Source organism: Haloterrigena sp. KLK7 (assembly GCF_037914945.1).
GTDB classification, from domain to species: domain Archaea; phylum Halobacteriota; class Halobacteria; order Halobacteriales; family Natrialbaceae; genus Haloterrigena; species Haloterrigena salinisoli.
Window position 1 is genome coordinate 1,983,214 of sequence record NZ_CP149787.1, and the last position, 14,599, is coordinate 1,997,812.

Annotated in this window: 12 protein-coding genes; 6 read left to right on the forward strand and 6 right to left on the reverse strand. The window is 67.3% G+C overall.

Annotated features, from left to right (window positions below):
• The first annotated feature begins 286 nt into the window (after positions 1 to 286).
• Complete coding sequence (locus tag WD430_RS09765; protein WP_339102257.1) at positions 287 to 664, forward strand: hypothetical protein; 378 nt, start codon at positions 287 to 289, stop codon at positions 662 to 664.
• On the opposite strand, the gene WD430_RS09770 is transcribed toward WD430_RS09765, so the two are convergent.
• On the reverse strand, positions 661 to 1,353 hold the full coding sequence (locus WD430_RS09770) for a DUF1405 domain-containing protein (RefSeq protein ID WP_339102258.1): 693 nt from the start codon (positions 1,351 to 1,353) through the stop codon (positions 661 to 663). The genes WD430_RS09765 and WD430_RS09770 overlap by 4 nt on opposite strands.
• Positions 1,354 to 1,460: 107 nt before the next feature.
• Here WD430_RS09770 and WD430_RS09775 point away from each other — a divergent pair, with 107 nt between their 5' ends.
• From WD430_RS09775 to WD430_RS09785, 3 genes are all read left to right on the forward strand, one after another.
• On the forward strand, positions 1,461 to 2,246 hold the full coding sequence (locus WD430_RS09775; protein ID WP_339102259.1) for an acetoacetate decarboxylase family protein: 786 nt from the start codon (positions 1,461 to 1,463) through the stop codon (positions 2,244 to 2,246).
• 116 nt (positions 2,247 to 2,362) lie between these two features.
• Entirely contained in the window at positions 2,363 to 3,277 is a 915-nt protein-coding gene (pdxS, locus tag WD430_RS09780; RefSeq protein ID WP_339102260.1) for a pyridoxal 5'-phosphate synthase lyase subunit PdxS, read from the forward strand.
• Positions 3,278 to 3,372: 95 nt separating this feature from the next.
• Entirely contained in the window at positions 3,373 to 4,152 is a 780-nt protein-coding gene (locus WD430_RS09785) for a hypothetical protein (RefSeq protein WP_339102261.1), read from the forward strand.
• Between the two features lie 7 nt (positions 4,153 to 4,159).
• Here WD430_RS09785 and WD430_RS09790 read toward each other — a convergent pair whose 3' ends face one another.
• Both WD430_RS09790 and WD430_RS09795 read right to left on the reverse strand, forming a co-directional pair.
• The gene (locus WD430_RS09790) at positions 4,160 to 4,510 is read right to left on the reverse strand and encodes a hypothetical protein (protein ID WP_339102262.1); all 351 of its coding nucleotides are present in this window, start codon (positions 4,508 to 4,510) and stop codon (positions 4,160 to 4,162) included.
• Between the two features lie 27 nt (positions 4,511 to 4,537).
• A complete protein-coding gene (locus tag WD430_RS09795) occupies positions 4,538 to 5,419 on the reverse strand; it encodes a homoserine kinase (RefSeq protein WP_339102263.1) in 882 nt (293 codons plus the stop codon).
• Positions 5,420 to 5,521: 102 nt separating this feature from the next.
• Here WD430_RS09795 and WD430_RS09800 point away from each other — a divergent pair, with 102 nt between their 5' ends.
• Entirely contained in the window at positions 5,522 to 6,925 is a 1,404-nt protein-coding gene (locus tag WD430_RS09800; protein ID WP_339102264.1) for an FAD-dependent oxidoreductase, read from the forward strand.
• 115 nt (positions 6,926 to 7,040) lie between these two features.
• On the opposite strand, the gene WD430_RS09805 is transcribed toward WD430_RS09800, so the two are convergent.
• On the reverse strand, positions 7,041 to 10,106 hold the full coding sequence (locus WD430_RS09805; protein ID WP_339102265.1) for a methyl-accepting chemotaxis protein: 3,066 nt from the start codon (positions 10,104 to 10,106) through the stop codon (positions 7,041 to 7,043).
• Between the two features lie 314 nt (positions 10,107 to 10,420).
• Between WD430_RS09805 and WD430_RS09810 the strand changes: the two genes are divergently transcribed.
• The gene (locus WD430_RS09810; RefSeq protein ID WP_407067117.1) at positions 10,421 to 11,752 is read left to right on the forward strand and encodes an ABC transporter substrate-binding protein; all 1,332 of its coding nucleotides are present in this window, start codon (positions 10,421 to 10,423) and stop codon (positions 11,750 to 11,752) included.
• A 105-nt stretch (positions 11,753 to 11,857) separates the two neighbouring features.
• On the opposite strand, the gene WD430_RS09815 is transcribed toward WD430_RS09810, so the two are convergent.
• Positions 11,858 to 13,129 (reverse strand): MFS transporter, encoded by a 1,272-nt coding sequence (locus WD430_RS09815; protein ID WP_339102267.1) that lies wholly within the window; start codon positions 13,127 to 13,129, stop codon positions 11,858 to 11,860.
• 95 nt (positions 13,130 to 13,224) lie between these two features.
• Positions 13,225 to 14,481 (reverse strand): polysaccharide deacetylase family protein, encoded by a 1,257-nt coding sequence (locus WD430_RS09820; protein ID WP_339102268.1) that lies wholly within the window; start codon positions 14,479 to 14,481, stop codon positions 13,225 to 13,227.
• Positions 14,482 to 14,599 lie beyond the last annotated feature (118 nt).

Consider the following 14,599-nt stretch of genomic DNA (forward strand, 5'->3'; position numbering starts at 1 on the left):
CGAAGCACTCGTCGCACGGTTCGGTTCCTCTTTTCGCGACTCGAGCGGTGCGTTTACTGGCGGCCACGGATCGACCGAGCGACCAGCGGGTCGGAAGACGGGACAGAATTTGGGATATTCCGTAAAACTGCCGTGATCACGTTCCATTACCCGAACCCTCTGGAAATCAGTACGGTGGTAAGGGAACGTTTATCGCTCAGGTCGTCTATTCGTCATATGTGCTCTGCTGAAGTCGTTCGTCGCTGCCGAGTCGCCAGGAGCCGTGTAAGCCGAGTACAGAGCACTCATGACGACAGAGACCTCGAACGTAGACCGTTCGGACCGCATCGCTTCCCTCTCAGTGGACACCGTCTTCGACCTCCTCCACTCGCGACAGCGTCGCGACGCCCTGACGTATCTCTCCCGGCACGTCGGCGCCGTCCCCCTCGACGAGCTCGTCGCGGGGATCGCGTCTCGGGAGGAGCTGACACCCGAAGCTCTCGAGTCGATCGCGTCCGGGTTCCACCACGTACACCTGCCGAAACTGATCGAGACGGCCGTCGTCCGCTACGAGCCGACCACGCGGACGATCGAGCGCCGTCCCGCAGCGCGGTGTCTCGATCCCTTCCTCGACCTCGCGACCCTCGCCGAGGGCGACTCCGTCCCGCGATCGACGGAGACCTAGGGCCGGCCGATCCGACCCGCCTCGCACTTTTTGACGCGGATCGCCATCGCCAGGAAGAGCGCCAGCAGCGCGAACGTCACCTCGCCCGCGGCGACGACGCCCAGCGCGTCCGCGCCGAGGTACATGGGCGTGTCGCGGGCGACCGGAATAATCGTGTGATGGGGTTCGCCGACGATCGGCACGAAGTAGTCGACGATCAGATTGCTCCCGTACCACAGCAGGGCGACACCGACGCTCCACACCGGGAAGTCCGAGATCCGGTGGAGCACGAGCGCCTGCACGACCATCGCGAGGTGGCTCCAGAAGAGGAACTGGTACATCAGCGGGTTGAGATAGCTGTAGGCGTCGGCGAACGCGAGCAGCGTGTACGGCGTCCACAGCCCCAGAATGACGTTGCCGAAGAAGGCCAGCGACGTCAGCCACGGCTGTTCGTACCCCACCTTCCAGCAGGCGATCGCCAGCGCGATCAGCAGCGTCGCCATCGGGCTGTCGGGCACCCACGGCCACATCACCGCCGCCGTTTCGCCGAGCTGGGGGCCGTAGTACCAGAATCCGAATACCGTCCCCGCGAGGTTGATCGCGACGACGAGCCACGCGAACCGCAGTCCGAGGTCCTCGAGGGTCTTCGGAACGGGCGTGAGATAGGCCGGCAGCGGCTCCCGGTCGGGCAGCGTGGACGACGCGAACATCGTTTCGTCCGGCCCGACGAACGGGGCTCGCAAAACAGTAGCGGTTGCCGCCCGCCGCGTCTCGTTCGACCCCTGCTACTATTCGTGTCCGACCCGATGGGGCCCGTATGCAACCCTCGTCCGAGGAACGGACCCGCGTCACCCTCTCGACCGGTCACGAGATCACCCTCCCACTGGAACTCGAGTTCGCGATGGGCGGCGTGACGGTCCTCGCGCGGCGAGACCGGCTCGAGGCGCTCCTGCCGGACGCGCTGTCCGCGCTCGGCGTCGCACCCGGGATCGGTTGCGTCACGTTCGTCGGGGTTCGGTATCACCGCGTCGGCGGTGAGAGGGGCGACGACACCGCCCTCGAGCCCTACGACGAGTTCGCGGTCATCGTTCCCGCGGTCCGCGAGGGCCGGGGCGATTCGTCGATCGGCAAACTCGTCGGCGGCGAAATCGGCGGCTACGTCCACTGGCTTCCCGTCACGACCGACGCGTCGGTCGCGCTCGGTCGCGAAATTTGGGGCTATCCCAAGGAGCGGGCCGGGATCGGGATCGACGACAGCGCGCTCGCGTTCCAGTGCGTTCTCGACGACGGCGACGTCGATTCCGATTCCGATACCGGGGTGCGCGAACGCGTCCGCCTCGAGGTCCCCCATCCTCGAACGCGGATCGGGAGCCGCGAGCGCGACTGGACGCTGTGGAGCTACACGACGAAAGACGGTGCCCTGCTGCGCTCGGAAGCCGAGATTCGCGGGGAGATCGCGCTCGGGACGCCCCTCGGCGCGAGGATCGAACTCGCGTCCGATCTGCGAGCGGACCTAGGCTGTTGGCCCCGGCCGCTCGCGCGCCTGTACGGGACCCGAGTTCGCGCGCGGTTGCATTCGGGCGAACCGGTCGGCGACGCGTGAGACGGCGCGTCCCCGGCGTCGCTGTTCTCTCCCGGCCGACGCGTCTCGATCCTGTCACGCGTGTGATTCGGACTCGAACGGACACGCGTAAGTGCGGTCGCTCACAACCGCGTACTATGACTGACGAAACCGACACCGATCTCGAGGAACTCAGACGCGGGACCGACCTCGTCAAGCGCGGCTTCGCCCGGATGCAGAAGGGCGGCGTCATCATGGACGTCGTCAATAAGGAGCAGGCCCGGATCGCCGAAGACGCCGGCGCGGTCGCCGTGATGGCCCTCGAGGCCGTCCCCGCGGACATCCGCAAGCGGGGCGGCGTCGCCCGGATGGCCGACCCCGCGGACGTCGAGGCAATCGTCGAGGAGGTTTCGATCCCGGTGATGGGGAAGGCCCGCATCGGCCACACGAAGGAGGCCCAGATCCTCGAGGCCGTCGGCGTCGACATGATCGACGAGTCCGAGGTCCTCACCCCCGCCGACGACGCCTACCACATCGACAAGCGCGACTTCACCGCGCCGTTCGTCTGCGGCGCGCGCGACCTCGGCGAGGCGCTGCGCCGGATCAACGAGGGCGCGGCGATGATCCGCACCAAGGGCGAGGCCGGCACCGGTGACGTCAACCAGGCCGTCCACCACCAGCGGACGATCAAGGGGGCCATCCGCGAACTGGCGGGCATGACCCACGAGGAACGCGAGGCCTACGCCCGCGAGATCGAGGCGCCCGCGGAACTGGTCCACGAGACCGCCGAGATGGGCCGGCTCCCGGTCGTCAACTTCGCCGCCGGCGGCATCGCGACGCCCGCTGACGCCGCGCTGATGATGCACCACGAGTGCGACGGCATCTTCGTCGGCAGCGGGATCTTCGGCGCCGAGAACCCGCCCGCGATGGCCGAGGCGATCGTCGAGGCGACGAACAACTGGGACGACCCCGAGCGACTCGCCGAGATCTCGAAGAACCTCGGCAAGGGGATGAAAGGCGACGCGAACGCCGACCTGCCCGAGGAGGAGAAGCTGCAGGGACGGGGCGTCTAACCGACTGACGGCGATACCCCGTCCGATTCGGACGGCTCGAAGCGCGACCGTTCGGCAAGCGACTCCGTTTTCTCCGTCCAGCGCCTCTGTTCCGTATGAGTCAGACCACGTCCCCGTCCGCCGCCGAGCAACTGTCGGACCGGATCAAAGCGGGAACCGCGCGGTTAGTTCGGGAAACCGCCGACGACGAGTCGTCCGATTCGCTGTCGGCGACGGCGGCCGAACTGTGGGACGTCCTCGAGGAAGTCGACGACCTCCTCGGAACGATCGATCTCGAGAACCTACCCGACGTTATCGAGGCGTCGGCGCTGTCGGACCTCCTCGATAGAGACGAACTCCCGGCCGCGATTCGCGAGGGAGATCCGGATCGCGCCCTCGACCTCAGCACGATCCGCCGGGCCGTCAACTTGCGAGAGCTCTGGAACACCGTCGATCTCGTCGATTTCCGGCGGGAGCTGCGACAGCTCGAGGCCGAACTCGAGGACGTCGTCGGTCCCGATCTGCTCGACTCCTCCGGCGACTCCGAGGCTGCGGCCGAGGTCAGATCGTTCGTCGACGAGGTGAAACCCGACGCGACCGACGCGGCGCTCCAGCAGCAAGCGAAAGCGGCCGCGAAGGCGGCTCGGAGAGGAGTCCTCGAGGGCCACTCGAAATTCGAGACCCTGTACGAGTCGACGGGGCGCGACACCGGGTACGCCGGCCGGCGCCCCGTCTCGAACAATCCGACCGCGGTCTCGTCGGTCCCCTACGGACCGCTCCCGGCCGGCGTGTCCGCGCGAGTATCGACCGTGCCGAGGAACGTTCGCGGCGCGAAGGTCGATGCGCTGCCGCGAATCTACGGCCGCCGCTGGAAAACTGCACGCAGACCGAGGTAGGTGGGGACTACCACCACGTCTCCGGCGTCGGAACGAGCCCCGCTTCGACGAGCGCGAGAAACGCGAGATACGTCACCGCTCCGCCACAGAACAGCGACAGCACTACGTCCGGCGCGGCGGCGGCGCCGACGGCGACGACGAGCAGCGCCGCGGTGAGGGACAGTCCCCGTACGAGCGGTCGCTCCCAGTAGCGACGAACGGTCTCGTACGCTCGAGCGGCGACCAGTTCGAAGCCGATCGTTCCGAGACCACCGACCGCGGCGGCCGGCCACGAAACCGACGCTCCGACGGCGACGAACGCGATTCCGACGGCGGCGAGAACGAGTATCGCGAGCGCGGCGTCGGTTCTGTTTCCCATCGGGTCGACTCGAGAACGGAGCGACGATCAGTCCCGGTACAGCGTCGCACCCTCGCCGATGCAGGTCTGATAGGCGCGACTCTCGATACCGATGGCGTCGAAGGCGTCGATCATCGCACCGGCGATCTCCCGCTGATCGCGGCGGCGACAGGCCGCGAGAATGCCCGGCCCGGCGCCGCTAACGGTGACGCCCGTCGCGCCCGCCTCGAGTGCGGCGTCGCGAACGCGGTCGTAGCCGTCGATCAGGGCGGTCCGTTCGGGGGTGACGATGGCGTCTTCCATCCCGCGGCCGACGAGGTCGGGGTCGTCGCGGGTCATCCCGACGGTCAGCGTCGCGGCGTTGCCGACGGTGTCGACGACGTCCTCGAGGGCGGCCGAGTCGGGGACGACCTCGCGCGCGTCGCGCGTGGAGACGGACATCTCCGGGAGGCAGGCGACGACGGGAATCGAGGCGTCGATCTGCGTGACGCCGTCGTCGGTGACGACGGTGAAGCCGCCCAGCAGCGAGGGGGCGACGTTGTCGGCGTGGGCCTCGCCGGAGACGAGCGCCTCGCCCTCGGCGGCGACGGGGACGAGCTCCTCTCGAGAGAGCCCGCGGTCGTAGAGCGCGTTGAGGGCGACGGCCGCGGCGGCCGCGCTGGCCGCCGAGGAGCCAAGGCCCGAGGAGGGTCGCACGCCCTTGTCGATCTTGATGTGTGCCGGTGCGTCGAGGGCGTCGGCGACCGCCCCGACGGTGTTCTGTTTCGGATCCTCCGGGATGTACTGGCTGCCGGCGCCGGTCACGGTAATCCTCGTTTCCGGTGCGCGTTCGACCCGGACCACGTCTGCGGGCGTCCCGAGGGCGACACCGAAGACGTCGAAGCCACTCCCGAGGTTCGCACTCGTCGCAGGTGCCCGCACGGTGAGCATGCCGATTCCTTCCGAGACGGCAGGCAAAAAGGTAGCGGACCGCGACGGCCCGCCGGACGACCGACCGCAATTGCAAAGGGTCGCTGCTCCCGTTGACCCGATATGATCGGCGTCGTCGGCGGAACGCTGTCGGGACTCGCGGCCGCCTACCGGCTCGTCCGGCGCGGTCACGACGTTCGCCTCTTCGAACCGGGCGACGAACTGGGTGGTCTCGCGGCGACGACCCCGTCCTCGTCTCTGTCCTCGTCCCCGTCTCGGTCTCAGTCCCCATCTTCGCCGTCTGGCCCCGATGACACACCGATCGAGCGCGTCCCCGTCTCCTTCGCCCGTCCCAGGGACGAGGCCGCCCTCGAGTTGCTCGCGGAGCTCGGCCTGTCGGATCGCCTCGAGTGGCGGCCGATCCAGACGGCGATGTACGTCGACGGGACCGTCCATCCCGTCGACGCGCCCTGGGAGTTTCTGGCCTATCCGCCCCTCTCGCTGTCGGACACGGCGCGGCTCGCGACGCTCCGGAGCGGGATCGACGTCCGCGGCCTCCCCCGTCGACGGCCGCGGTTCGACGCCTACGAGCCGTCGGACTACGCCGACGTCCCCGCCGAGGCGTTCGTCCGCGCGCACGCGAGCGACGCCGTCTACGAGCGGTTCTACGGACCCCTGCTCGAGGCCCGTTTCGGGTCGGCGGCGTCGGCGGTCAGCGCCGCGTGGGTGCTCGAGCACTGTCGCGGCCGAGGGGATCGGACGCGATTCGGCCGGGAACGTCGCGGCTACTTCGCCGGCAGTTCGGCCGTCCTCGTCGAAACGCTCGCCGAGGCCATCGGCCGCGAGCAAATCAGTACGAACGCGCGCGTAACGGAACTCGGCGTGACGGACGACGCCGTCGACTCGATCACCGTCGAGCGCGATGGCGCGAGCGAGCGCCACGCCGTCGACGCGGTCGTACTGGCGACGGTTCCGGAGGCCCTCGAGTCGTCGCTCGGCGCCTCGTCGGTCCCGGTCCAAACGCGGACCTGTCTGCGGGTCTCGACGACCGCCGAGACGCCCCTGACCGACGCCGATCGCGTGACGATGGTCGACGACGCGCCCTTCGGCGAACTCGTCGCGCCGACGGTACCGCGCTCGTCCGACGCGTCCGGCGGTCACCGGTACTACCTGCTGGACGGCGGCGAAGCGGTCGCCGCCGGTCGCTCGACCGCCGTCATCGAACGCCGCTGGCTCGAGGCGCTGGCGACCCACTTCCCGGCGTTCGATCGGAACGATCTCGTCGGCGTCGATTCGACGCGGATCCGGCAGCCGGTTCCCGACGGCGTTCACTCGCGCGTCGACGGGACGTCCCCGCAGGCGCGCTCACTCGATGCCCCCGACGGGGTCTTCGATGCGACGGTCGTCCGGCAGCCGCAGTTCCCCCAGCGACGCGCCGGCGGCGCGCTCGAGACCGGACTGCGCTGTGCGGCGTCGATCGCCGAACCGAGTCGGCGACTCCCGGCTCGACGACCGGCAGACCACTGACACCGAGTGCGAGCGGAGCGAAGTACGAGTGCCGAAAAAACGGAGTAGTAACCGGCAGCGATCGCCACCGTCAGTGATCGATCACCGCGAACCGACTCGAGTCGCGTGCGGGTCGCTACTCGTCGGTGTTGCCGAACGTGAACACGTCGTCGGTATCGCCGTCGTCGTCCGCGTCGTCTGACTCCGCGTCGGCGTCGGTATCGATGTCCGACTCGGCCGCGGCGTCGGTATCGGCGTTCGATTCGTCGTCGTTCGACTCGACTGCGGCGTCAGCGTCGGTGTCTGCGTCGCTGGCATCCGCCGACTCGTCGTCTTCGACCGACTCGAGCGGCGTCGCCGCGCCCGCGTCGTCCGCGAGCGGATCCGCTGTCTCCACCGTGGCGTCGTCGGATTCGCTGGACGCCGCTCCATCGACCGCCGATTCGTCGAGCCCATCATCGGTGCTGACGTCGCTCTCGTCGATACCGAGGATCTCCTCGGCATCGAGTTCGTCGTCGGCAGCCGTCTCGTCGGCGGCCGTCGACTCCTGCGCCGACTGCTCGGTATCGGCGTCCGGAGCGGGTGCCGGCGTCGGCTCGGCGTCGCCCGCCGGCTCCGCCGCCGAATCGGTCTGGAACGTCTCGGTCGGCTGCGCCGCGTCGGGTTCGGTCGCCCGTTCGTCGGTCGTCTCGGGCGACTCGGTCATCTCGCTCTCGTCGGTCGACAGGGTGATTCCCTGCTCCTGCTGGTCGCGGTCCGACTCCTCGGCCCGCTCGTCCTGCCGTGACTCGTCGGTTCCCGCGTCGACCGCGGCGTCGAACTCGGGCGTACTCACTGCCGCGGACGGGTCGTCATCGTCGTCCGAATCGCGCTCGTCCTCGAGGGCCTCGCGGTCGATGCCGGTCTCGAATCGATCGAGCGCTTCGGAGAGCTCCGCGGCCTGGCCGGAGAGGTCCGAGGCGGACTGGGTCACTTCGGTCAGGGCCGTGGTCTGCTCTTCGGCGGCGGCGGCGACGTTCTCGGCCTCGGTGGTCGTCTCCTCGGAGATCGTCGCGGCGTCGTCGACCATCGCGACGACTTCCTGCGTCGACGCGGCCTGCTCTTCGGTCGCGGCGGAGATCTCCTGGACGCCCACGTTGGTCTCCTGGGCGAGTTCGGCGATCTCCTCGAGCGCCTCGACGGCCTCGGTGACCTGCTCACCGGCGGCCTCGATCTGAGCGCTGGTGCCCTCGACCTCGTCCGCGGACCGCTCGGTGCGTTCGCGGATGGCCTCGAGGCGGTCCTCGGCCTCGTCGGCCGCCTCGGCGACGTCCTCCGAGAGCGCCTTGACCTCCTTGGCGACGACGGAGAACCCTTCGTCGTCCTGTCCGCCGGCCGAGCGAGAGGCCTCGATGTTGGCGTTCAGGGCCAGCATGTTCGTCTGACGGGCGATCTCGGAGATGGTGTTGATCAGTTCGTCGATCTGCTGGACCTCCTGCTCGAGGCGGCGGATCTCGCTGACGGCGTCCTCCGCTTCGGTCTCGATCTGGTCCATCGCGGTGATCGCTTCCTGGGCGGCCTCCTGCCCGTCCTGGCCGGTGTCGACCGTCCGTTCGGCGATGTCCGCGACCTCGTTCGAGGAGGCGGCGATCTCCTCGGTGGTCGTCGAGAGCCCGCTCATCTCCTGGTTGACCGACTGCAGCGACTGGTTCTGTTGCTCTGCGCCGTCGGAAATCTCCTGAATCGACTCCGTGACCTGCTGCGAGGCGGATCGAACCTCCTCGCTGGAGGCGGTCACCTGCTCGGAGGCGGTCGCGACGTCGGTCGCGAACCGGTTGAGGTCGGCGACGGTCGCCTCGATCTCCTCGAGCATGTCGTTGAAGTCCGCGGCGATCTCCGCCATCGCTTCGTTGTCCGTCTCGGCGTCCATCCGAGCGGTCAGATCGCCGTCGGCGGCCGCCTCCATCACGTCGCTGTACTCGTCGGCCGTCTGCTCGAGTTGCTCGTTGATCTCCGCGATGCGCTTGCGTTCGCGTTCGGCCTCCTCGCGGGCGGATTCGGCCTCTTCGATCTGTTCGCCTAAGGCGACGCGCATCGAGTCGAAGCCCTCGTAGAGCCGGCCGATGTTGTCGATGCGTTTGGTCTCGAGGTCGACGTCGAGGTTGCCCTCTTCCATCTTGCTGGCCTTGTCTGTGAGCCGGTCGATCGAAACGGCGGTGTTCCGACCGAGAACGACGCCGATCACGCCGATCATGAGCACGCCGGCGATCGTCGCGATTCCGCCCCACTGGCCGACCGTGTTGACGAACCCGTAGGCCTGACTCTCCGGTTCGTGAGTGACGACGACCCAGTCGGTGCCGAAGACGCGCGCGGAGCTGACGACGTAGTCCTCGTCCTCGAAGCCGTAGGCGTCGGTGCCGAGGTCTAGCGAGGAACCGGCGAGCTGATGGGTGCCGGCGCTTTCGGTGCGGGCCGACTGGACGATTTCGTTGCGTTCGTCGCCCTCCGTGGCATATGTGGTGCCGAGCGTCTCGTGGTCCTCGCCGTAGCCGGCGTTGTCGAGCATTACCTCGTTGTCACCGTCGAGAACCATCGTCGTGACACCCGATTCGTCGCCCAGACGGTCCGCGTACGCCTCGAGGTCCGCCGTGTAGACGATCGCTTCGTCGTCCGTTCCCGGAACGGACTGCACGTAGGTCATGACGACGACGGAGTCGTTACCCAGATCGCGGTCGACGAGGTGCGCGTCGGAGACCCACGGGACGTTGTCGTTTCGGTGAACCTGCTCGTACGTCCCGGATTCGATGCCGTCGATCTCGCTGGCTGCCGTTTCGCCGCCGTCGTAATCCGTACTGGCGAGGACCGTGTCGTTGGCGGTATCCACGTAACTGATCGAGTGGATATCCGCGTCGAGGTGCTCTTCCCAGTCGAGGAACCGGCTCTCGACCGCGGCCGGCTCGCCGTTTGCGACGACGTCGGAGCGGGCGATCACTCCGATGGTGTGTTCGTTCTGCTCGTTCCACATCTGGAGGTTCTGGGCCTCTTGGCTCGCGAGCGACGTCTGGTCGTTCTGGACGCGGTCTTCGACCTGTCCAGTGATCCCAGCGGTCGCGGCCATCCCGACCACTCCCACACCCAGAGCGAGTATTAATAACATGATTCCGAACTTGACCGCGTATCTGCGGCGAATAGCTGTTGGTACCAATCGTCGAAGGCCGTCCATAGATACAGTACGGATCTGAGTGTCGATATATAAATGATGATCCACTATTATCGAAGCTGATAACGTGTGGCGGGCGAATTCCGGTATTTTCGACCAAAATGCGATAGTGATTCACTCGCAAATACAACTAATCTGATTAGATCCTCTCGCATACCGAACTTTCGGCGCAAGTAGCACAGCCGCTTCGATCGGACTGACCGTCTATATGAGCTCGTTCGCCCGTCTATCGACCGAAATACCGATATTTAGAACCTGAATGATGTGTAGGCAGCGTCAACAATCATTAAGACGTATCAGTAACAACAGCTGTCAAGATGACCGATTCGAATCGATCACGACTGCGGTTAGGAACGACGGGGAGCGGAGGCAGACTCTCGAATAGACGGCGATTTCTCAAAGCGACTGCCGGCGTGGGGGCCGGCGTCTCTCTGACCGGCTGTCTCGGCCAGTATCAGGTGCTCGGTGGTACCGACGGCGAGGAGCCGGTCAAGATCGGACTGCTGGCGCCGAGTCCGAACAGCAACCGAATGGGACGGTCGATGAAACAGGCCGCGGACCTCGCGGTCACGCACCTCAACGAGGAGGGCGGAATCCTCGGTCGAGAGGTCGAACTGGTCGTCGGGAACACGAAGGAGAGTTCGCTCGAGGCAAGACGGGAGTACCAGCGGCTGATCCTCGAGGAGAACGTCGACGCGACGACCGGCGTCTTCTCGAGCGAGGCGCTGTTGAGCATCATCGACGACATCGCCGAACAGCAGACGCTGCATCTCACGAGCGGGGCGGCGACGAGCGAAGTGAGTCGGATGGTCCGCGACGACTACGAGCGGTACAAGTACCACTTCCGGATCGGCCCGAACAACGACATCGACCTCGGGCGGATCCAGATGGACTTCCTGACCGAGATGTACGAAGAGCTCGGCTGGAATTCGATCGCGCTGCTGGCCGAGGACTACGACTGGACCGAAAAACCGTGGGAGGTCTATCAGGACCGGCTCGCAGACACGGACATCGACGTCGTCCTCGAGGAGCGGTATCCGGCGGCGACCAACGACTTCTCGAGCCTCTACGATCGGGTCGAAGCGGCCGACGCTGACGCGACGTTCATCACGACCGCCCACACCGGCAACGCCGCGCTCCTGGACTGGCAGTTGCCGTCGAAACGGTCGTTCGGGTTCGGCGGCGTCCACGTCCCCATGCAGCTGCCGGCGTACTACGACATGGTCGGCGGGCTGTGCCGGTACGCCGTCTCGCAGACCAGTTCGACGGCGAAGACCTCGATCACCGAAAAGACGCAGGACTTCGTCACCGCTTATCAGGACGAGTTCGGCGGGAAGAACCCCATCTACACGGGCTACCACACGTACGACGGGGTCAGAGCCATCGCGCACGCCGCCGAGGAGTCGAACTCGCTCGACTCCGACGACATGGTCGGAGCGCTCGAGAACGCCTCCCACCCCGGTTACGCCGCGACGGTCGAGTTCTACGGCAGGGACTCCGAGACGCCCCACGACCTCGTCTACAACTACGGCGAGACGGTCTACTTCCAGTGGCAGGAAAACGAGAACGGCGAAGGCGTTCAGGAAGCCATCTGGCCGCCGGATAAGAAGACCGCGGACTACGTGACGCCGCCGTGGCTCGAGGCGTAACTCGCGGACCTCGCACCGCGTACTGATCGAGAACCGATTGCGGCCGGCTCCGTTCGGAGTTCGATTCGGTCCGTTCGTTTCGAGTTCGTCGCCGAGGGCGCGCCGTCAGTCGTCGGCCTGCGTGTCGACCGCTCGATCGAGATCGACGAACCGGTCGAGACCGGCGAGCAGGGCCGCCGAGAGGAGGAATCCGACGAGGGCGAAGCCAGCGGTCAGCGCGAAGAAGGCCGCGAGCGAGAGTTCGCCGAGGACGAAGCCGCCGATGGCGATGCTCGCCGCGCCGAGTCCGAACTCGCCGAGGTAGGTGTAGCCGTAGGAGAGCCCGCGACTGTCCGCGGGCGTGTAGACCGCGACGGCGTTCTGGTAGAACGGCTGGATCGCGAACAGGAAGAAGCCGAAGACGCCACAGAGCGTCGCGATGGCGACCAGCCCCATGCCGGTGACGGGAACGAACGCGACGGCCAGGACTGCGAGGACGGCGAAGATGGTGACCATCCCGCGGGCCGGCGCGACGCGGTCGGTCAGTTTCCCGCCGGCGTACTGGCCCGCCATCCCGACGATCAGCAGCCCCACGTAGATGTAATCGGCCGGCTCGATCCCCTCGAGGCTCGCGGGGACGACCAGCCCCGTTATCGCCTCGAGGCCGTGGAGGATCTCGGGCAGGTAGGTCAACATCCCGCGGTAGTACAGCCCCTCGAACATCACGATGGCGAAGACGACGGCGAAGGCGCTCGCGAACAGCGTTCGGGTGTCCGCGAGCAGGTCCGAGGCCGACAACGCCTCGTCCGGGCCGGCGTCGACGTCGTCGTCGACGGCTGCGGTCGGATCGAACGATGCGCTGAGGCCGTACAGTACCGCGAGAACGCCGGGGGCGGCGAGGATCGCCGCGACGAGTTGCCACTCGAAGACGATGAGCAGCGTCGCAGTGACGAACGGTCCCAGGGCGATACCGGCGTTGCCGGCGATCCCGTGCCACGCGAAGACGGTGCCGCGCTCCTCGACGCCGGTGCTGATGAGCGCCAGCCCGGCGGGGTGGTAGATGCTGGCGGCGACGCCCCACAGGACGAGACCGACGGCGATGGCGTAGATCGACGTCGCGAGCGAGAGGACGAGAAACGCCCCGCTCATTCCCGCGAGACAGTACAGGATGAGTCGCTTCGTCTCGAACCGATCCGAGAGGATACCGCTCGGGAGCGCGCCGATCCCGAAGAGCGCGTAGCCGAGCGCGACGACCTGTCCGAACAGGGCGACGCCGGCGTCGAACGAATCGAGCCAGACCACCAGAAAGATCGGGATCGACGTCTCGAACCAGTGCACGAGCGCGTGGCCGGCCATGGTGAAGCCGGCGATCGACCGATCATTGTTGTCAAGTGCCATCGGATCGTCTCGTTGTTGGAAACGGATCCCTCCGGGTACTTAGCGACTTGGATCCCGACAAGGCCCGGACGCCCCTCGAGGCCGAGCGATCGTCCCTAGAACAGGAACCGCTCCTCGAGGTCCCGCGGGAGGATCACCTCGAGGTCGCCCCGCGACTCGTACTCGCGGACCGTCTCGACGACCGTTTCGAACGTCTCGCGGCTCTCGTCCTCGAGGCGGTGATAGAGGAACGTCGTGATTCCGCGTCGCTCGGCGGTCAGTTCGACGGCCCGGCGGGCCTCGTCGACGTCGGGCTCGCCGATCCGCGGGAGCAGTCCGGGAGTCGTGGCGTAGCCGTGGGCCGGCCGGCCGCCGCCGAAGCCCAGCGAGTGGTGCTCGTCGACGAGGTCCACCGTCGTCGCGTCGTACCGTCCGAACGGGTAGGCGAAGTACTCGGCGCCCGTCTCGAACCCGCGGTCGACGAGCCACCGTTTCCCGTCGCGGATCGCCGCTTCCTGTCCGGCGGCGTCGCGGTCCGGGAGGGAGGCGTGGTCGGCGGTGTGGTTGCCGACGTGCCAACCGACGTCGCGGAGCTCCCGAAGCTGGTCGAGCGTGAGTCGGCCGCCGGCGCCGACGGTGTCGGTGTTGACGAACGTCGTCGCGGGGTAGCCGTACTCCTCGAGGATCGGGAGCGCCTCCGTGTAGTCGGTGACGTTCCCGTCGTCGAACTGGAACAGCACCTTCCCGGTTTCCGGCCGCGGCGTGAAGTGGAGATCGTCGAACCAGACCGTCAGCCGCTCTCCGTCGGTCGCCCGGACCTGCAGGCGGACCTCGCGAACGGCCGACGCGTCGAACCCCGAGTCGATCGAAGCGACGCCGAAGTCGTGGCGTAACAGGCCCAGATCGGGGGCGATCCCGCGGCGATACACGATCGAATCGCCGTCGGCGTCGACCAGCCGGAGCCGCGGAACGACGAGGGCGTCCGCGGCGACGCCGACGGCGGGGGCGACGTCGGTGAGGTCTCGCGGCGTCGAGAACGTCTTCGTGAGGCCGGCGCTGCTCCGACCGGCGGGCACCTCGAGGCGAGCGCTCTGGCTCCCGAGGAGGGATCGATTCCGATCCGCAGCGAGTCGACCGCCGACGACCGACCACGACTCGAGGTCTTCGAAGTCGTCGGCGGTTCCGGCCGCGTCCGGGCGGTCGGTCCCGTCGGCCGGGGGTCGCTCCGTCTCGGCCGTCGGATCGGCGGTTCCGTTCTCGGTTTCGTTTCCGTTTCCGGTCCCGTTCTCCTCGCTCGAATCGTCGGGAAGCGAACTGAGACAGCCCGCCAGGCAGACCGATGCCCCCGCCGCGATGTACGCTCGTCGGTTCATCGCCGACGACTTTGTCGAGAAGTGATATTGTTATCTGTCCGTTACTACTCGAGCTCCGCGGTAGGTATCTGTTATATCCCTAACGGGAGTCGAAGGGAAGGGATACCGTCCGGCGAAG

What these genes read in the sequence shown, in the direction of transcription:
- WD430_RS09765 (WP_339102257.1), top strand. Translation starts at nt 287, where the DNA reads ATGACGACAGAGACCTCGAACGTAGACCGTTCGGACCGCATCGCTTCC.
- WD430_RS09770 (WP_339102258.1), bottom strand. Translation starts at nt 1,353, where the DNA reads ATGTTCGCGTCGTCCACGCTGCCCGACCGGGAGCCGCTGCCGGCCTAT.
- WD430_RS09775 (WP_339102259.1), top strand. Translation starts at nt 1,461, where the DNA reads ATGCAACCCTCGTCCGAGGAACGGACCCGCGTCACCCTCTCGACCGGT.
- pdxS (WP_339102260.1), top strand. Translation starts at nt 2,363, where the DNA reads ATGACTGACGAAACCGACACCGATCTCGAGGAACTCAGACGCGGGACC.
- WD430_RS09785 (WP_339102261.1), top strand. Translation starts at nt 3,373, where the DNA reads ATGAGTCAGACCACGTCCCCGTCCGCCGCCGAGCAACTGTCGGACCGG.
- WD430_RS09790 (WP_339102262.1), bottom strand. Translation starts at nt 4,510, where the DNA reads ATGGGAAACAGAACCGACGCCGCGCTCGCGATACTCGTTCTCGCCGCC.
- WD430_RS09795 (WP_339102263.1), bottom strand. Translation starts at nt 5,419, where the DNA reads ATGCTCACCGTGCGGGCACCTGCGACGAGTGCGAACCTCGGGAGTGGC.
- WD430_RS09800 (WP_339102264.1), top strand. Translation starts at nt 5,522, where the DNA reads ATGATCGGCGTCGTCGGCGGAACGCTGTCGGGACTCGCGGCCGCCTAC.
- WD430_RS09805 (WP_339102265.1), bottom strand. Translation starts at nt 10,106, where the DNA reads ATGGACGGCCTTCGACGATTGGTACCAACAGCTATTCGCCGCAGATAC.
- WD430_RS09810 (WP_407067117.1), top strand. Translation starts at nt 10,421, where the DNA reads ATGACCGATTCGAATCGATCACGACTGCGGTTAGGAACGACGGGGAGC.
- WD430_RS09815 (WP_339102267.1), bottom strand. Translation starts at nt 13,129, where the DNA reads ATGGCACTTGACAACAATGATCGGTCGATCGCCGGCTTCACCATGGCC.
- WD430_RS09820 (WP_339102268.1), bottom strand. Translation starts at nt 14,481, where the DNA reads ATGAACCGACGAGCGTACATCGCGGCGGGGGCATCGGTCTGCCTGGCG.